The sequence below is a fragment of the Polaribacter atrinae genome (genome assembly GCF_038023995.1).
GTDB lineage: Bacteria > Bacteroidota > Bacteroidia > Flavobacteriales > Flavobacteriaceae > Polaribacter > Polaribacter atrinae.
Map to the genome: position 1 here is coordinate 1,899,284 of NZ_CP150660.1, position 19,624 is coordinate 1,918,907.

17 protein-coding genes are annotated in these 19,624 nt (G+C 30.4%); 10 read left to right on the forward strand and 7 right to left on the reverse strand.

Annotated elements, in window-relative coordinates; genetic code table 11:
* Positions 1–30: 30 nt before the first annotated feature.
* Positions 31–1,023, reverse strand: coding sequence for an FAD:protein FMN transferase (locus WG945_RS08330; RefSeq protein WP_068446937.1), 993 nt, complete (start codon positions 1,021–1,023; stop codon positions 31–33).
* A 115-nt stretch (positions 1,024–1,138) separates the two neighbouring features.
* On the opposite strand from WG945_RS08330, the gene WG945_RS08335 reads away from it, so the two are divergent.
* From WG945_RS08335 to WG945_RS08345, 3 genes are all read left to right on the forward strand, one after another.
* Complete coding sequence (locus WG945_RS08335) at positions 1,139–1,978, forward strand: OmpA/MotB family protein (protein WP_068446939.1); 840 nt, start codon at positions 1,139–1,141, stop codon at positions 1,976–1,978.
* 85 nt (positions 1,979–2,063) lie between these two features.
* On the forward strand, positions 2,064–2,783 hold the full coding sequence (locus WG945_RS08340; protein WP_068446940.1) for a 3-ketoacyl-ACP reductase: 720 nt from the start codon (positions 2,064–2,066) through the stop codon (positions 2,781–2,783).
* 145 nt (positions 2,784–2,928) lie between these two features.
* Positions 2,929–4,806, forward strand: coding sequence for a mucoidy inhibitor MuiA family protein (locus WG945_RS08345; protein ID WP_082864123.1), 1,878 nt, complete (start codon positions 2,929–2,931; stop codon positions 4,804–4,806).
* Between the two features lie 189 nt (positions 4,807–4,995).
* Here the strand turns inward: WG945_RS08345 and WG945_RS08350 are convergent, their stop codons facing one another.
* The 4 genes from WG945_RS08350 to WG945_RS08365 all read right to left on the reverse strand — a co-directional run bounded on the left by WG945_RS08350 (position 4,996) and on the right by WG945_RS08365 (position 7,706).
* Positions 4,996–5,382, reverse strand: a complete 387-nt coding sequence (locus WG945_RS08350) for a hypothetical protein (RefSeq protein ID WP_068446945.1) — start codon at positions 5,380–5,382, stop codon at positions 4,996–4,998.
* A complete protein-coding gene (locus WG945_RS08355; protein ID WP_068446947.1) occupies positions 5,382–5,825 on the reverse strand; it encodes a hypothetical protein in 444 nt (147 codons plus the stop codon). The genes WG945_RS08350 and WG945_RS08355 overlap by 1 nt, the downstream gene beginning before the upstream one ends.
* A gap of 160 nt (positions 5,826–5,985) precedes the next feature.
* Positions 5,986–6,348 carry a Na(+)-translocating NADH-quinone reductase subunit F gene (locus WG945_RS08360; RefSeq protein WP_068446949.1) on the reverse strand — a complete coding sequence of 121 codons (363 nt, stop codon included), beginning with the start codon at positions 6,346–6,348 and terminating at the stop codon, positions 5,986–5,988.
* On the reverse strand, positions 6,348–7,706 hold the full coding sequence (locus WG945_RS08365) for a DEAD/DEAH box helicase (protein WP_068446952.1): 1,359 nt from the start codon (positions 7,704–7,706) through the stop codon (positions 6,348–6,350). Before WG945_RS08365 ends, WG945_RS08360 begins: the two co-directional genes overlap by 1 nt.
* 100 nt (positions 7,707–7,806) lie before the next feature.
* On the opposite strand from WG945_RS08365, the gene WG945_RS08370 reads away from it, so the two are divergent.
* The 7 genes from WG945_RS08370 (at position 7,807) to WG945_RS08400 (ending at position 14,395) form a co-directional block, all read left to right on the forward strand.
* A complete protein-coding gene (locus WG945_RS08370; RefSeq protein ID WP_068446954.1) occupies positions 7,807–8,571 on the forward strand; it encodes a TatD family hydrolase in 765 nt (254 codons plus the stop codon).
* Positions 8,571–9,281 (forward strand): hypothetical protein, encoded by a 711-nt coding sequence (locus WG945_RS08375; protein WP_068446956.1) that lies wholly within the window; start codon positions 8,571–8,573, stop codon positions 9,279–9,281. Before WG945_RS08370 ends, WG945_RS08375 begins: the two co-directional genes overlap by 1 nt.
* On the forward strand, positions 9,278–9,772 hold the full coding sequence (locus WG945_RS08380; RefSeq protein WP_068446958.1) for a methylated-DNA--[protein]-cysteine S-methyltransferase: 495 nt from the start codon (positions 9,278–9,280) through the stop codon (positions 9,770–9,772). Before WG945_RS08375 ends, WG945_RS08380 begins: the two co-directional genes overlap by 4 nt.
* A gap of 56 nt (positions 9,773–9,828) precedes the next feature.
* On the forward strand, positions 9,829–13,206 hold the full coding sequence (locus WG945_RS08385; protein WP_068446960.1) for a hypothetical protein: 3,378 nt from the start codon (positions 9,829–9,831) through the stop codon (positions 13,204–13,206).
* A 53-nt stretch (positions 13,207–13,259) separates the two neighbouring features.
* Positions 13,260–13,418 carry a hypothetical protein gene (locus WG945_RS08390; RefSeq protein WP_231874452.1) on the forward strand — a complete coding sequence of 53 codons (159 nt, stop codon included), beginning with the start codon at positions 13,260–13,262 and terminating at the stop codon, positions 13,416–13,418.
* Between the two features lie 144 nt (positions 13,419–13,562).
* The gene (locus WG945_RS08395) at positions 13,563–13,829 is read left to right on the forward strand and encodes a hypothetical protein (protein WP_340867166.1); all 267 of its coding nucleotides are present in this window, start codon (positions 13,563–13,565) and stop codon (positions 13,827–13,829) included.
* A 62-nt stretch (positions 13,830–13,891) separates the two neighbouring features.
* Complete coding sequence (locus WG945_RS08400) at positions 13,892–14,395, forward strand: DUF3575 domain-containing protein (protein ID WP_068446962.1); 504 nt, start codon at positions 13,892–13,894, stop codon at positions 14,393–14,395.
* Positions 14,396–14,658: 263 nt separating this feature from the next.
* Here WG945_RS08400 and WG945_RS08405 read toward each other — a convergent pair whose 3' ends face one another.
* Entirely contained in the window at positions 14,659–16,647 is a 1,989-nt protein-coding gene (locus tag WG945_RS08405) for a hypothetical protein (RefSeq protein WP_068446963.1), read from the reverse strand.
* 215 nt (positions 16,648–16,862) lie between these two features.
* Positions 16,863–19,616 carry a TonB-dependent receptor gene (locus WG945_RS08410; RefSeq protein ID WP_068446965.1) on the reverse strand — a complete coding sequence of 918 codons (2,754 nt, stop codon included), beginning with the start codon at positions 19,614–19,616 and terminating at the stop codon, positions 16,863–16,865.
* Positions 19,617–19,624 lie beyond the last annotated feature (8 nt).

Genomic DNA, 19,624 nt, shown 5'->3' on the forward strand with positions numbered 1-19,624 from the left:
ATATAATAAAAACACAGCGTAAAAGGTGAACTAGTTATAGGCATTTGTCTTATATTCTTCTAAATTTCCGTTTTCATTAATGAATAATAGAATAGCATCAATATTTTTATGAGCAGCTAAAAACTCTTTCGCTTTATCTAATCCCATAGCCATAAAAGCTGTTGCATACGCATCTGTATCGGCACAATCTAAACCAGCTATTACAGAAGCACTTAACAAATTACTTTCTATTGCATATCCTGTTTTAGGGTTTACGGTATGTACATACTTCTGCCCGTCTTCTGTAACTCTAAACTTTCTATAATTACCAGAAGTAGCCATGGATTTATTAGACAAGTCTATTTTTCTATACCCTTTTGCATTATCCTTTTTTATAGGATTTACTAATTTTATAACCCAAGGATGGTTTCCTTTTTTTACACCTTTCGTACGAATTTCTCCACCAATCTCAATTAAGTAATTCGCTATATTTTTACTATCTAAAAAACGGGCTACCACATCAATTCCAAACCCTTTTGCAATAGAATTAAAATCTAAATAAATTTGAGCATCTTGTTTTTTAATTTTACCATCAGCAATAATTACTTTATCTAAACCAACATACTGCATTTGTTGGGTTACTTGCTCGTCTGTTAAATTGATTCTTTCATTCTTAGGACCAAAACCCCAAGCGTTTACTAAATTTCCCACAGTTGGGTCGAAAAAACCATTGGTTTCTGTATAAATTCTTTTTGATTTCTTAAAAACTTCTAAAAACAAATCATCTACAACAACCGTAGAATCTCCTCTATTAATTCTAGAAATATCTGAACTAGGAATATAGGTTGATAATGATTTATTCATTAAAAAAAACAGACTGTCAAGTCCGGTTTGATAGTTCTCTGCCCCCTCTAAATAGACAATCTTATAAGTGGTACCAAAAACACGTCCTTCTAAGGTAAAATCCTTTGCTTTTTCTACTTTAGAACAAGAAATAAAAGCCAATAAAACCGCTATAACTATTACTTTATTTTTAAGAATCATAAAATTTAAAATCTTTTACAAACATAGAACATAAAGTTTTCATAAAATATCATTTATAGCACTTTTTGTAGTTACAATTTCATAAATTTGTTAACTTAATTAAATATCATTTCCAATGAAAAAAATATCAATCTTATTATTGACTGCAATCATAGTTAGTTCTTGTGTTTCTAAAAAGAAGTTTGTTTCTTTACAAGACGAACATGATCAAACGACAACAGAATTAGTAGATGTAAAGGCAACTTTGCAAAAGTGTTTAATTGAAAGCGAAAAAGATGTTGCTACACTTACAGAACAAATTAACTCTTTAAAAGAAGATAAAAAAGGTGCTTTAAAACAAGTTGAAAATTTAACTGTTTTAACACAATCTTCTTCAGATAATATTAAAAGCGTTATTACACAGTTAAGTGAAAAAGATAAATTTATAAACGGTATTAGAGCTGCAATGACTCAAAAAGATTCATTAAACCTTGCAATTAAATACCACTTAACTAAAAACTTAACTGACGGGATTCAAGATGAAGACATACAGGTTAATGTAGAAAAAACAGTAGTATTTATTTCTATTTCAGACAAGTTATTATTTAAAAGTGGTAGCTATAACGTAACAGACAAAGCATACACTGTTTTAGAAAAAATATCTAAAGTAATTAAAGACCAACCAGAAATGGAAGTTATGATTGAAGGTCATACAGATTCTACACCAATAAAGAGAACTGTTATTCAAGACAACTGGGATTTATCCGCTTTAAGAGCAACTTCTATAACAAGAATTTTACAATATAAATTTGGAGTAAAACCAGGAAGATTAATTGCAGCTGGTAGAAGCCAATATGTTCCTTTAGTAGACAATAATACTGCTGCTAATAAAGCAATAAACAGAAGAACAAAAATTATCATTATGCCTAAATTAGATCAATTCTTTGATTTGTTAGAGCAAGATGCTAATAAATAATCTTTATTGAATAAAAATTTAAAAACCATCTGAAATTCAGATGGTTTTTTGTTTAGAAAAATAGTCATACTTTAAAAATTAAAAAATGGAAAATTTAAAAAACAAAAAAGCAATTATTACAGGTGGCGGAAGAGGTTTAGGAAAAGCAACCGCAATAGCCTTTGCAAAAGAAGGAATTGATGTTGCCATAACTGGTAGAACTGAAGCCGTTTTAAAAGAAACAGTTGCAGAATTAGAAGCATTTGGCATTAAAGCGATTTACGAAATTTTTGATGTTGGTGTTTACGAAGAAGTTAAAACAGGAATCAAGAACATTGTAGACTCTTTAGGTTCTGTTGATATTTTGGTAAACAATGCAGGAATTGCTGCTTTTGGTACTTTAAACGATATGGAAGTTAGCAAATGGACTCAAATTATACAAACCAATGTTATGGGTATGTATCATGTAACAAAAGAAGTTTTACCTTATTTAATTGATAAAAATGAAGGTGATATTTTTAATGTTGCATCTACTGCAGGATTAAACGGAAATGCAACAACATCTGCATATTCTGCTTCTAAATTTGCTGTTATCGGTATGTCGGAATCTTTAATGAAAGAAGTACGTAAAAACAACATTAGAGTTTGTACGTTAACACCAAGTACTATTGCATCTGATATGTCTGTAGAATTAGGTATTGCAAACAAAGATTCTGAAGATTCTGTTTTACAACCAGAAGATTTTGCTGAGTTAATTGTTGCTGGATTAAAATTACCAAGAAGAGCCATGCTTAAAGGGGCTTCTTTATGGTCTACAAACCCATAATTAGACTTCTAATTATAGGAAACGTATTACAAATCTTTAAACAGCAAAAAACCACCTCTAATGAGGTGGTTTTTTATGTAAAATCAAATTTGAATTTGTTATAAAAATACGGTAACTTCGTTTAACTTCTTATTTAAACAATAAAATGGCTATAAATAAACTTCCACTACTAATTGCTCTTTGTTTCATTTTTTGCAATACTTACTCTCAAGAAATAATTGAAAAAAAAATATCAACGCATGTTAACGAGGTCACGGTATTTCTAGAGGGAGCTCAAATTACAAGAAAAAAGACGGTTGAAATAAAGCAAGGTAAAACTATTTTAAAATTCAATAATTTATCTCCTTTCATAGACGCTAAAAGTATTCAAGTAAAAGCTGAAGGAAACATCACTGTTTTAGGCGTTAATCATCAACAAAACTTTATAGAAAAACTAGATAAACAAAAGGAATTAGTTGATTTAGAAACCAAACTTAAAGAAGTTGACGATAAAATAATATTAGAACGCACTTATCTGCAAATCTTATCAGAAGAGTTAGCTTTTCTTAAAGAAAACAGAAATATAGGAGGTAAAAATCAAGAGGTAAGTGTTGCTAATTTAAAAGATGCATCCCTGTTTTTTGGTGCTAAACTAAAAGAACTTAAAATTAAAGAAATTGAAAGAAACAATACATTAAAAAATCTAAATACAGAAAGTAGAGATTTAACCAATCAAATAAATACAATATCAGGAAAAAAGGAATTTCCCAATGGAGAAATTTTAGTAAAAGTAGCAGCTAAAAATAACGCTACAGCAAATTTTGAATTATCGTATGTTGTTGAGAATGCAGGTTGGTTTCCTACTTATGATATAAGAGCAAAAAATGTTAACGAGCCAGTAGAACTAATTTACAAGGCAAGCATTAAGCAAGATACCAAGGTAAGTTGGGACAATGTAAAATTAAACTTATCATCTGCAAACCCAAATGTATCAGGTGTTGCACCAGAACTTAAAACCTATTTTTTAAATTACAACACGCGTCCACCAGTTTATAATAGAGCTAGTAATGAAGTTAGTGGACTTGTATTAGATCAAGATAATAATCCGCTACCAGGCGCTACGGTGTTAATAAAAGGAACCACAATAGGAACTTCTACAGATTTTGATGGCAAATACTCAATAACAATTCCTAATAATGAAAGCTCTTTGGTGTTTTCTTATTTAGGATATATCAGTCAGACCAAACCAATTCAAAGTGAAGTACTAAATATTATGCTTGAAGAAGATTCAACCTCACTAGATGAAGTAGTTGTAATTGGATACGGAACTACTCGTAAAAGAAAATCTGTAACAGAAGCTCTTCAAGGCACGGTAAGTGGAATTAATATTCGAGGCGCAAATAGTATACCTATTCCAACAGTTCAAACAGAAAACCAAACTACAGTAGATTTTGAAATAAAAACACCTTATACTATAAAATCAGATAACAAAAGTTATTCTGTAGATATTGACACCTATAATTTACCCGCATTCTATCAGTATTACTCTGTACCTAAAATTGATAAAGATGCATTCTTAATTGCTAACATTTCTAATTGGGAGCAGTACAATTTACTAGAAGGTGAAGCAAACATCTTTTTTGAAGGTACCTATATTGGTAAAACGTTGTTAGATGTTAGGTATGCTACCGATACTTTGCAAATATCTCTTGGTAGAGATAAAAATGTAAGTGTAAAAAGAGAAAAAGTAAATGAGTTTATCTCTAAGAACTTTATTGGAAGTAAAAAAGAAGAGTCTAGAGGATGGAATATTGATGTAAAAAATAATAAATCACAACAAATTAGTATGGTGATATATGATCAGATTCCGGTTTCTACCAATGAAGATATAAAAATTGAAGTTTCAGAAATTTCAGGAGCAAAAAGAAACAATCAATCAGGTGAAATAAAATGGGAATTTACAATTGCACCAAATGAAACTAAGAATTTTATTTTAAGGTACTTAGTTAAATACCCAAAAAATAAAACGATAATATTAGAGTAGAAACATACAATTTAACTGTTGTACAAATCCAAAAAAATAAATACTGAAGATTTTGATAAGTAAATGTAGCTGGTTTTAAAAACAACTAGATATCAATAAATTAGATCTGATTTAAAAAGTTATATATTACTCTCAATAATTTAATGTAACAAATCTAATTTAGAATCTATAATACTAAATATAGATTGTTTACGTAAAAACTATCTTATCATTAACGCATTCAATCTTAAAAACATCTTTAGATTTTATCGATCTTACAAGTGTAGCCATAAGTTCTTGTTGATGTGTATTAGAGATATTAGACTTACCCTGTGATCCTATTTTTGGGTGAACATGGCTTAAATATATTTTACCTTTTATTTCGAATAAATAATAATAAACTCTAAGAGCTTTCTTACCACCTATCCTTTTTTTCAATAATGGAATTGGAGGATTAACACCATTAATTATTGTTGCAGACAACGGGTTATTCTCAAGAAAAAATTTAATTATAAGTTTTTCGTAACTTTTATATTTTTTATCTTTTAATAAAGATTGTAATTCTACTTTAAAATCTTGAGTACAAAAAACATCCATTAAACCAGGTCATTAAGTTCCTTGTAAAGATTTTTCATTTCATCAGTATCTTTATGCTTAAAAAACGAATATGAAACATCATTAATAGTTTCTTCTAAATCTTCGACAACACCTAGGTTTTCTTGAATTACATTTGGAATCTTATCTCCAAAAGTTTCTTGCAACATATAGTAGTTCATTTTTAGAGTTTTTAAACTAGCACTACTAAGTTTAATAACGATATTAATAATTAAAAAATCGTTTTCTTTTATTTCACCTACCCAAGTTAACTTTTCTAATGATTCCGTTAGATTTTGGATACTCTTATTTATTTCCACAACAGAATCACTCAAGAAACTAACCTTGTCTAAGAAAGTGTTAATCTCCTCTGAACTAGTAGGTATCTTAATGTTATCGTTAGCACGAACTACATTATCAACACATTCTTGTACGGTTAAATTCATAATAACATGATGTTTTTAATACACAAAGATACGAAAAAATAATACCCAAAAGTTAATTTAACACATCTAGCGTAGTCGTTATATTTGGTCAATTCACTAATTGCAATTAATTTTTCTAATAACAGATAAAACTGCAGCTGACAACCTCAAACCACCCCTACTACAAGATCTTGATAAAATCATCAAAAGCTTCATAGTATGGTTGGTCTTTAAAAACAGGACTTTCAACACTTTCTGCGTTGGCAATTCCTACGCCAGCAAACCAAACTTTGGCGTTCTGTTTTTTGGCGTGATTTTTAAAAGTCTCCATCCAAATGGTATCATACTCATTCGGATTTTGAATATTATTGGATGCTTTTACCAATACAAAAATAGTAGGTTCTCCTTTTTTAAATAACACAAACTGGGGATGCCTTTTTAACTGACTGTTTATAGCCTGAAACTCATACCCCATTTTTGTAAGCTTCTTACCAACAATGTTCATTGCCAAATTATGCAATTCTTGTGCTGTTAAAATTTGCATTATTTTTTCTTTTTCTTGTTATGTTTGTTGTAATTTTTATCTCCTCTAGTTTTTGGTTTCTTATATTTTGCAGCAATTTCTCGCCTATAAGAACCACCTTGATTGGTTTTACTGTTTTTTTCACTCTTTTCATGAAATGCAGCTCCAGGAACATATTCTAAAGAAGTTCTATTTTTAGAAATCCCTTGATCTTCTTTCGGACGTTCATCTTCTGTTAATAACTTAGAAATTTCAACTTCTTCTGGTAAATCTAAAACCGGAATCTCATAATCCATTAAAGCCTCTATGCTTGCTTTTGTTTCTTGCTCTTTTGGTGTAGAAAAAAGTAACGTTTTTCCCGCTCGTTCTGCACGACCCGTTCTACCAATTCTGTGCATATAGTTTTCTGGAAACTCTGGCGTGTCAAAATTAATAACATGAGAAACATTATCAAAATCTAAACCACGCGCCATAACATCCGTAGCTAATAAAATTCTGTTTTTACCTTCATCAAACTGTTTTATAGAACGAATTCTATAATTCTGAGTTTTATTAGAGTGAATCACACACATTTCATCATTAAACTCTTCTTGCAAATGTTTAAATAACAAATCTGCAGTTCTTTTAAAACCAACAAAAATTAATACTTTATTATAGGTTTCTTTGTCTGCTAAAAGCTCATGTAACAAATTAACTTTGGTAAAAAAGTTAGGAACGTTATAAGAAGCTTGTTCAATATTATCTAACGGCGTTCCACTTACGGCCACAGATATTTTTTCTGGATTTTTAAAGAAATCGTAAATTAAGTCATCTACATCTTCTGTCATTGTTGCAGAAAACAATACGTTTTGTCTTCTTTCTGGTATCACATCAAAAATGTTCATCAACTGAAAACGGAAACCTAAGTCTAACATTACATCAACTTCATCAATAACCAATTTCTGAATTGATTTTAACTTTAAGGCATTACTCAATGCCAAATCATACAAACGACCAGGAGTTGCTACAATAATATCTTGACCTTGTAAAATAGCTTGTTTTTGGGTATTGATGTTTGCACCACCATACACACCTAAAACACGTGTATTAATATATTTAGATAATTGTCCTATCTGTTCTACTACCTGTAAAACCAACTCACGCGTTGGCACTAAAATCAATACTCTTGGGTGTTTTTGCGTAGAATATTTTAATTCTTGCAAAATAGGCATCATGTACGCAAAAGTTTTTCCTGTACCTGTTTGCGCAATTCCCACAACATCTTTCCCTGATCTTACAACAGAAAATGCTTGTTCTTGTATTGGTGTTGGGTTCACATAACCCAAATCATCAATAGCATATTGTAACTGATTAGAGATTCCTAAATCTTGAAAAGTCATTCTTAATATTTTTCTGCAAAGGTACGTTTTATAAAACGCTAAACAATAGCCCTTTTCACTAAGAATAATTTGTAGTTTTGCAACTGAAATTTTACCTTAAATGATTACAGATACACACACCCATTTATATTCTAGCCAGTTTAAAGAAGACCAACCTGCCATGATGCAACGAGCTAAAGACGCTGGTGTTACTCGGTTTTTTATTCCTGCTATAGATTCTACCTACACAGACGTTATGCTACAATTAGAAAAAGACTATCCAAAAGATGTTTTTTTAATGATGGGCTTACATCCTACTTCTGTAGGCGAAAACTATTTAGAAGAGTTGGCGCACGTTAAAGAATGGCTAGATAAAAAGAAGTTTTATGCCATAGGAGAGATTGGTATGGACTTATATTGGGATAAAACATTCTTAACACAACAGCAAGACGCTTTTAGAACGCAAATTCAGTGGGCAAAAGAGAAAAAAATGCCAATTAATATTCACTGTAGAAATGCTTTTGATGAAGTTTTTGAAGTTTTAGAATCTGAAAAAAGCGATGATTTAAGAGGAATATTTCACTGTTTTACAGGAACTTTAGAACAAGCAAAACAAGCTATTTCTTACAATATGAAATTAGGTATTGGTGGTGTTGCTACTTTTAAAAATGGTAAGATTGATAAATTTTTAAATGAAATTGATTTAAAACACATTGTTTTAGAAACAGACGCTCCATACTTAGCACCAACTCCTTACAGAGGTAAAAGAAATGAAAGTGCATATTTAACCAACGTTGTTGATAAATTGGTAGATATTTATGGGCTTTCTTTTGATGAAATTGCCGCAATTACCACTCAGAATTCTAAAGATGTTTTTGGAATTTAATGGTATTTGATACAATTACAACAGAAGAAAAATTCTTCAATTTCGAGCATCCTAAAACGTATACTTATTTAGGACTAACAATTGGAATGTTTGCTTTTGTAATTATTTCAATCAACAAAGTATATTTAGAATTCGATTTTATAGAAACTATTTTTTACCCAGTAGCTGTTATTTCTTTTATAACCTTTATTGCTTCTGTATTTTTTACAATGTTTTCTAAAGAAGATATTTTGATAAATTATACAGGCTACCTAAAAATAACTTCGGATGAATTTATTATTGATAAAGAAAAAATAAATTTTACGGATGTTATTTCTATTAAACTATCTGTTGATGATTATGAAGGGAGAGCAAAAAACACACATTCTAGCATTAGACCAATGTATAGCATAGGTGTTAACAATTTTGTAGAGATCGCTACGGATGATAAAAAAATAGAAAAACAAATTCAAATTTGTAGCTTAAGAGAAACGCATTTAATTTCTGACTTTTTATCTGCACAAATTGTAAAAAACAAGTTTACAAAAGCAAATCCGAAACAGTTAATTGCTATTTTTACTGATAAGTTTAAGAAAACAACAGCAGCAAGAAATTATATTGCAGAACAAATTAAGAACAAAAAGATAAAAACTGTTGAAGGTTTATTACTGATGAATTATTCCTCTGACGAAGAGGTAAAAGAACTAAGAAAAAAATACAACTTTAATTGAGTTTACAAACCACATATTACAAAACACCATTGGGAACCGCAAAAATTGTGGGTGATGAAAACGGAATTCAATCTGTTTCTGTTTTGGATGAAGACTTCTCTACTGCGCTCGAAGTGACAAATTCTGATATTCCTAAATGTTTGCAAGATTGTGTAACTCAATTAAATGACTATTTTGAAGGTAAAAGGGATCATTTCGACTTAAAATTAAATCCTCAAGGAACAGAATTTCAAAAGAAAGTATGGCAAGAATTATTAAATATTCCTTTTAATAAAACAAGAACTTATTTAGAACAAAGCAAAGCTTTGGGTGATGTAAAAGCCATAAGAGCAGTTGCCTCTGCAAATGGTAAAAACCCAATTTGGATAATTATTCCGTGTCATAGAGTTATTGGTTCTGATGGTTCTTTAACAGGATATGCAGGCGGAATTTGGCGTAAAAAATGGCTATTGGCGCACGAAAACCCAGTAAAACAACAATCTCTTTTCTAATTTTATTATTCAAACATTAAAAAACATATTTTTACGTTTAAATCGTATAGTTTTTTATGATTCAAAGAATTCTCTTCTTCTTTTTACTTTTTATTGGATTCTCTATCCAATCTCAAACGATATCTAAAGATTTTAGAGTTCAAAAATATTTAATTGAAAAAGACACCATTCAATTAGACTCTGTGGCTTTAAATCCGCAGAATTTTAAAGTCTTAAATGCTTTTTCAAAAGAAATTCCATTTTCTGAATACACAATCGATTTTAGTAATGCCATTTTAATTATCAACTCAAAAAAATATTCAGAAATTACGGTTGAATATTTTAGGCTCCCAGATTTTATCACTAAAATCTACACACCTTTTGATGAAAAATTTATCCAACCAAACGGCACAAATACTGGTAAATTATACAGTTTAACCACCAACAAAAAAGCGTCAGAAATAAAACTATTTGATGGTTTGCAAACCAAAGGTTTTATAACGAGAGGAATTACCTCTGGAAACAACCAAAATGCGGTTACAAACTCTGCTTTAGATTTAGAAATATCTGGTAAACTCTCTAAAGACGTAACTTTAAGAGCCAATATTTTTGACACGAATATTCCCATTCAAGAAAATGGATATTCACAAAACATCACCGATTTCGATCGTATTTTTATTGAAATGTTTACTGATAATTGGCGTGTAAGAGCTGGTGATATTTCACTTGAAAATACTACAAGTTACTTCTTGCCTTTTACCAAACAAGTTTCTGGTTTATTGGTAGAAGCCAAAATTAACGACCAACTTAAAGTAGCTGCATCTGGTGCAGTTGTTCGAGGGCAATTTAGTTCTTACAACACAATAGGTGTAGAAGGCAATCAAGGTCCGTATAAAATTTTAGGGACTAATAATGAAACTGCCATTTTAATTATTGAAGGAAGTGAAAAAGTTTTTATCAACGGAATTCTAATTAAACGAGGAGAAGAAAACGATTATACCATAGATTATAATCTTGGTGAAATAGAATTCAATACCACCTACCCGATTACCAATGATATGAGAATTCAAATTGATTTTCAATATTCAGAAAGAAATTATACGCGGTTTATAACCTATAATGAGGCTTCTTATGAAGGTGAAAAATTCAGCATTGCTGGTTATTTTTATTCCGAAAATGATGCTAAAAACCAACCAATTCAACAAGATTTAACTACAGAACAAAGGCAAATTTTAGAAAATGCTGGTAGCAACACCAATTTAATGGTTGCAGAAAGTGCGTATGAAGATGCTTTTAATGAAAATAAAATTCTGTACAAAAAGGTTTTAAACGGTAGTGAAGAAATTTTTGAATACTCTAACAATGCTACCGATGAATTATATACTGTAACTTTTTCTAATGTGGGTAGCAATTTAGGAGATTATATATTAGACGAAACCACTGCAATTGGAAATATCTTTTTGTTTGTTGGTACAAATCAAGGAAATTATAATCCGATTATTCGTTTAACTCCACCAACAAAATCTCAGTTATTTATTGTTCAATCTGCATATAATCCTTCTAAAAAAACCATTATTGATACAGAAGTTGCACTAAGTAATAATGATGCAAACCTGTTTTCTACTTTAGATGATGCAGAGAATAAAGCTTTGGCTACAAAAATAAATTGGCAACAAATTTTAATTGATAAAGAATGGCAATTACAAAGCACTATTAGTCATGAGTTTGTGCAAAATAACTTTAAAACAGCACAACGTTGGGAGTCTGTTGAGTTTAACAGAGATTGGAACATTCTATCCAATGATGCTACCAAAAGTTATTTTCAATCTGAATTTAGCCTGCAAAATAAAAAAACAGATTTTATCTTATATCGATACAACAACTTAACCTATAAAGACATTTTTTCTGGGAACAAACATGAGTTACAGTCTAAAATGAAATTAAAAAACACTTCATTTTATGTAAATGGTAGCTTTTTAAAAAACACCTCAACTACAGAAGATAACTCATTTTTTACTGCAAAAGCAAAAGTAGAGCACGACTTAAACAAAAAATGGTTGGGCGTGTTTATCAACTTAGAAACCAACAGCAGAAAAGATCTTACCTCACAAGAATTTATCAATACAAGTCATAAATTTAAAGAATATGAAGCTTATTTTGGAGTTGGAGATTCGACCAATGTGTTTGCTAAAATGGGGTTTAATTATAGAAATAACGACAGTATCAAATCGAACAATTTTACAGAAATCAACAATAGAAAAACATTTTACATCAACAGTAAAATTATACAAAATGAACAAACTGATTTAAGTGTTTTTGCCAATTACAGACTTACTGAAAACAAGTTTACAGACAATGAAAAATCATTAAACTCTAAGGTTGTTTTTAATCAAGAATTGTTTAATAACTTTATTAATTTAGGAACCGTTTATGAAACCTCATCTGGTAACGTTGCGAGACAGGAATATATTTATATAAAAACAGAACCTGGTTTGGGGTATTATACCTGGATTGATTATAACAGCGATGGTATAAAAGATTTTGATGAATTTGAAATTGCAGAATTTCAAGATCAAGCAGAATATTTGCGCTTACCAAAACCAAACTTACAATTTATTGCCACTCAACGTGCAAAATTCACACAATCTATAACTATAAGTCCAAAAGTTTGGACTGTTAAAAACGGATTTAAAAAAATACTCTCAAAATTATATAATCAGAGTTTTTTAAGTGTAGAAAATGAACAACAAAGAATCGGAAATTCATTTAATTTTAATCCTTTCGATTTTGATGAAAGCAAACTAATAGGTCTCAGTTTTAACATAAGAAACAGTTTGTATTTTAACAGAAATCTTCAAAAATATAGCACAACATATACCTATGGAAAAAACAGAAATAAACAACAATATTTTATAGGAAACCAAGAAAATAATATTGAATTGCATCAAGTAGATTTCGCCCATAAGTTTGCCGCTTTTTGGTTGTTAGAGTTGATGGGGAAAACCTCTACAAATGATTTAGAAACAGAAAATTTTAACAGTAGAAACTATACCATTGATGCCAATGAGTTTCAACCAAAAATTAGTTTTTTATACAATGACAACAATCGTTTAACTGCTTTTTATCACTTTAAAAAGAAAGAAAATCAACTAGCAGATTTTGAACAATTGAAACAACAAAAATTCGGAATTGAATATTTCTACATCAACAGTAAAAAGAATCAAATTTCTGCCAATGCAAATCTATTTTTAAATGATTTTACTGGAGATACCAACACACCTGTGGCCTACCAAATGTTAGAAGGATTGCAAGACGGAAAAAATTATACTTGGAATCTTTTATTCAATAGAAAGTTAAATGCATTTTTAAATCTAAATTTATCTTATTTAGGTAGAAAAAGTGAAAACACAAAAACCATTCACACCGGGAGTGTGCAGTTAAGAGCTATTTTTTAGAATCTCTAGTGGTTTTTTTAATACGTTTGTAATATCAACCAAAACAATTAATTATGAAAAAAATTACACTTTTACTTTTATTATTTATTACCACAATTTCTATTGCTCAAGAAAAAGAAGAGCAATACCCACAAGACATTGATAAAAAACAAGAAGTAAAACTAAATGCTCTTGGAATTCTAGCTTTTGAATGGTTAGATGTTTCTTATTAATATTTAATTAACGAAGAATCTTCTTTTGGTGTTGGGGCGTTAATTAACCTAAACAATGATAGAGACTTAGATGAATATAGAAAATTTTCTTTAACTCCTTTTTATAGAAGATACTTCTCTAACAAATTTGCTAGAGGTTTTTTTGTGGAAGGTTTTGGAATGTTACACTCTTATGAAAACAATAATTACGACTATTATGATTATTATGATATGTATGGCAATTATATAAACTCTAATAATGGTGATACCAAAACTGAATTTGCTGTTGGTATTTCTGTTGGAGGAAAATTTATTTCTAAAAAAGGATTTACTACAGAAATATATTTAGGTGTAGGCCGCAATTTAGGCGGAGATAACGACTCTTTAGAAGCTGTAGGTAGAGGAGGAATATCTTTAGGATATAGATTCTAAAATCAATCTTATTTATTAGCTTTGCAGCATATTAAAACAATCTATACAAAAAAACAAAAAACATGAAAAAATTAATTTTAGCTTTCGGACTTTTAGTTAGTTCTTTAAGCTACGCACAACAAGAAATTAAATTAGACATTGGTGATGCATTGGTTATAAAAAGTTTAGAGTTTTCTTATGAAAACTACATCTCTGAAAGTTCTTCTTTTGGTATTTCGGCTTTATTTAATTTAGCTAAACAAGATGCTAGTTTTAGATACAATGAAAACACCATGATTACACCATATTATCGTAATTACTTTTCTACAAATGAGCAATGGAACTTTTTTGGTGAAGCTTTTTTAGGAATCAATTCTGGAAAAGAAGAGTCTGATGAAGAAAATAACCCTGGCGTTTACGATAACAAATATACAGATGGTGCATTAGGTGTTGCTGTTGGTACAAAGTATATTACTGAAAGTGGTTTAACTATAGATGTACATGCTGGTATAGGAAGAAACTTATTTGGATCTGACTCACCTACTTTAGTACCTAGATTAGGTGTAAATATTGGTTGGAGATTCTAATACATTTCTTACTTTATAAAACAAAAAAACGCACTCTAAGGTGCGTTTTTTTTTGTTACCTGTACAACTACACTTCTCCTAATAACATCCTTTTAAACTTCTGTATGCATCCATATGAATATGCCCAAAAGCACTATTTATAAATGATTAGAAGATCGCTTTTGTTTACATTGTACCAAATGAAATAAAAAAATCTCTTGAAGCATTGCTTCAAGAGATTTTAAGAAATATATAATTAAGTAATTTGTAATTACCTAAGTTTATTATAAACCTGCATTAATCCAAGTCCAAGAAGTAACATCTACCTGAGTACCTTCATTATAAGCAGCTGTAGTAGTTGCAGCAGCACCTTCAATTATAACGTTCGCTAAAGAACCATCATCTTTCATATCTATGTTAGTATCATAACCTTCTAAATATAAGTTATTAATAGTACCACCAGAGTTAAGTTTGAACTGTAAAGCTGTTCCACCAACAGTAGAGATAGCAGTAATATTAGTAAATGTAGGATTTGCGTTAGCTTTATCACCTTCAAAAACAGTAGAAAAACCAGCAACAGAATGAGAAATATAAGCGTTTGTTACAGAACCAGACCAAGACTCTGTCCAATCTATAGAATCATCACTATTGTTTTCTAAGTATAAGTTAGATACAGAAACAGTACCACCAAAGAACTCAACACCATCATCATCTCCGTTAATTACAGAAACGTTTTCTACAGTAGTTCCAGATCCTACAGCGTAGAAAGAAACTCCATTGTATTGAGATTCAGAATTAATTTGAGCACCAGTACCTTTAATTACTAAATATTTAATAGAACCAGAGCTATCTGCATCATCAGATCCACCATAAATGAAACCACCTATTTCTGCTTCTGCACCTGCACCTGCACTAGTTGTAGCCTTACCACATAAAGTAAGACCTCCCCAATCTCCAGGTTCACCTGAAGCAGAAGACATAACTACTGGATTTGCTGCAGTACCTTGTATGTCTATTTCACCACCTTGTAAAACTGCGATATAAACTCCTGTTCCACCATCTCTTGCAGTAATTTTAGTTCCTGCTGGTATTGTTAATTTACCTCCGTCTTGTACAATGTAAGAAGAACTTAATGTATAAGCGATAGAAGCATCTAATGTTACATCACCAGTAACAGCTCCTTGTAATAAGTTAGATTCAAAAGAAACATCTGTATCTACCCAAGGGAAATCTGCTGCAGTAACTGTTGAAATTGCAGAAGTATTTAAAGCATAGAAATATCCGTCTGCTGCTTGATCTTCTGTTAATGCAACTGGAGTATAACCTTGTGAAAAAGTAACGTTAGAAACATCACCACCATCTTTCATGTCTAAATCTACATCATAACCAACTAAAGAAAGTCCTGTAATTGTACCTCCAGAAGTAGCTTTAAATTGTAAAGCAGTACCACCAACAGTCGATATTGCAGTAATATTATCAAAAGTAGGATTTCCGTTTGCTTTATCTCCTTCAAAAACAGTAGAAAAACCAGCTTCTGTATTAGAAATATAAGCATTTGAAATGTTACCAGACCATTCTTCTGTCCAGTCGATAGCATCATCTTGTACGTTTTCTACGTATAAATTAGTCACTGAGACAGCACCACCAAAAAACTCAACACCATCATCTGCACCATTAAGCACAGCAACGTTACTTACAGAAGTACCAGAACCTACAGAGTAAAAAGAAATTCCGTTATATTGAGATTCAGAGTTAATTTGAGCACCTGTACCAGTTATTTGTAAATAAGAAATAGCCCCAGAACTATCTGCATCATTAGATCCACCATAGATAAAACCACCTACTTCAGCTTCTGCATTTACACCTGCACTAGTAGTAGCGTAACCACAAATAGTTAAACCACCCCATCCGTTAGCTTCTCCTGAAGCTGTAGAAATTACAACTGGGCTAGATTGTGTACCGTTAATATTAATTGTTCCACCTTGTAAAACTGCAATATAAACATCTGTACCACCTTCTAAAGCTTCAATTTTAGTACCAGCTGGTATTGTAAAAGTATATCCTTCAGGTACAATAAAAGAAGAAGTTAATTTATAAGTAATACTGGCATCTAAAGTAACATCAGAATCTAATCTTCCTTTTAAAATCCCTACTTCTAAATTTTCTTGAACATCAGAATTAAGTAATGCTGGTTCGTCACTAGTACAACTTGCAAAAGTCATAGCAAATGCTAATGCTACAACACTTAAGTTATTAAAAATTGATCTTTTCATTTTTGTTTGTATTGTTTATTGTTTATTTTCATGCAAAGAAACTACTGAACCATTTAAATAACCTTAACTAAATATTAATAATATGTTAGATAAATACAGCTTTGTTAACTAATTGTTACCTCGTTTTAACAGCTAATAACAAATAGTTTTTAAAAAAGAAAAACCTAGAAGTAAACTTCTAGGTTTTTTAAAATTATTTTAAAAAAATTCTTTAATTAGAAAGCATATTTTACACCTAAAGTTAATTGAACTCCTTGTTTATAGTTAGAAACTGTTTCATTAGTTTCTATTTCTGTATTTACATTTCTTACGAACTGAGTTTGTTTGATCTCTGGGTTTAATAAGTTTCTACCAACCAACTTAACACTTAATCTATCTGTTAATTCTTTACTTAAAACTAAATCAAGAGAAACAAAACCTTTTTCTATAATTTCGTCATTATAAAGTGTAGCGCTATTGACAAAATCTTCTGGAGATCCCAAAGCAAAAACTTTATCTGAAGAATAATTACCTGTTAAAGTTGCAACAAATTCTTTTTCTTTATTACTACTATAACTTAAACTACCATTTGCAATAAGGTCTGAAGCTCCTTGTAAGTTTGATTCTGTTTTTCCTTTATATTGAAAAACATCATCTAAATCTTGGCTAAACCACATTTTAGTTAAGTTTGCATTAAAACCTAAAACAGTATCATCATCTTCATTTTTAATAAAACTTGTTCTAGCCTCTAACTCTAATCCTTTTACTGTTGCTTTCTCTCCTGTATTATAGAAAATAAAGTTACCAGAAGAACCTCTTGACTGTGCCAAGTTAATTGGGTTCTTTATATTTTTATAAAATCCTGTTACAGAGAAAACTTCTCCTCTACTAGGAAAAAACTCCCATTTTAAATCAACATTTACAACATCAGATTTTTCTAAATCTGGATTACCTTTAGAAACACGACCAGTTGGTGAAACATACTCAAAAGGAGATAATTCTTTAAATTCTGGTAAAGTTTGTGTAAGACTTGTTGCAAAACGTATATATTGGTTTTCTGCAACTTCATATTTTAAATTAAGACTTGGAAACAAGTTTTCGTAAGTTTTACTAGTATTACCTATTCTACCTACATAGTTCGCTACATCCCAAGAAACATTAATTTCATCTCTCTCGAAACGCAAACCTAAGTTTCCCGAAAACTTTTCATTTAAAGTAAAATTGAAATCTGCAAAAGCAGCTAAAACATTTAATTCTCCAGAGAAAAGATCTACTTCTCCTATTCTAAGGTTTAAACCATTATCAAAATTAGATTGCACAAAAGTTGAAGATAATTCATCTACAGAAGGTGCTTTATAATTTCTTGCTAAAACTCCTATTGCTTGTGATTTAAAATCTCTTTCTTTCCTTCTATAATTTACACCATAATTAAGAGCAAAAGGCTTATCTCCTTCTTCATTAAGGTTACCAAATTTCCAGTTATTTTTAACATAAGCATTGTACTCTACATCTTCAATTTTTTGAGTAGATTTTCTTTGCTGATAATCTCCTACGTGTGCAAATTGAATTTCTGATGAACTTGCCACATCTAAAATATTAACTTCGTTTCTAATTCTATTTGGTTCTTCTGCTAAAACAAAGTTATAACCACCAGCCCAAGTTAAAGTATTATTCTCGTTTAAATCATGCTTTCCTATTAACTGATTAATAACCATTGTGGTTTGTTTAAAGTTTTGATCTCTAACAAAAGCTCCATCTTCTTGTGGATCTTGATCATACACAAAACCTAAACCATTTCTTCCTTGTTCATATAAATTATTAGAACTCTTGTTCACAAATAAAGTATTAAACTTTAAACTGTTAGCATCATTCAACTTCAATTTAAGATTAACATAACCAGATGTGTTTGTTTTTGTTGTAAAACTTTCTACATCAGAAAACACGTTGTCCTCACGGTTTTGTCTAAAACTTTGAAACTCTCCTGAATAATAATCATAAGATTTAGAATGTGTAGCACTTACATAAAAAGACAAATCTTTACCAAAAATTTCAAATTTTTGAGCTGCAGATAAAGAGCCACTATAATTTATGGGTTGCGCAGATATCGTTTCTGTATCCCAACCTTGTCTAGATATTAAATCCTGTAAAGCATATTGCTTTTTATGAAACCCTAAGCTTACATCATTATTTGTTATTGTAGTTCTAAAATCTCCATCGTAATCTAATACATTTGTATTTGTTCCTCCGTTTACACCTATAGAATATCCTTTTTTAGAATAATCTTTAGTTACTACATCTACATTACCAGAAGCCTGATCTGCATAACCAGAAGTTGTATATGTTTTACTAATACCTACGTTTTGAATAACATCTGTAGAAAAAAGATTTAAGTTGATGTTTTTCTTTTCAACATCATCCGAAGGTACAGGTAAACCATTCATAGTAGTCGATAAATATCGATCCCCTAATCCTCTAATAAAAATATCTCCAGTTCCTTGACTTTTTGTAACTCCAGAAATTTTGGTTGTTGCTGTTGCCGCATCCGAAACTCCAATTTTAGATAAAGTTTGTGCTCCAATACTCTCTTTAATTACTGTCGCTTTTTTCTGTTCTAATAACAGTGCAGAAACAGACTCTCTAGACGCAGCAGACATAATTACCACCTCCTCTAAAGAAACACCCTCTTCTGCAGATAATATTTGATTTACCGTTAAAGTTTCTCCAGCAACAATAGTAATTGGTTTCTCAATTGTTTTGTATCCTAAAAAACTAAAAACAACAGTATGGGTTCCTGCTGGTACGTTTAAAGTATAATTTCCATCAAAATCGGTTGTAGTTCCAATTACAGTACCTTTAATAAGTACATTTGCAAACGGCAATGGTTCGTTGTTTGTTTCCCCATCAGACAATACACCTTTTAATGTACCTGTACTTTGCGCTAATAGTAATTGGCTAAAAGCTAAAAAAGTAATAAATAAAAATTTTTTCATTTTTTTCG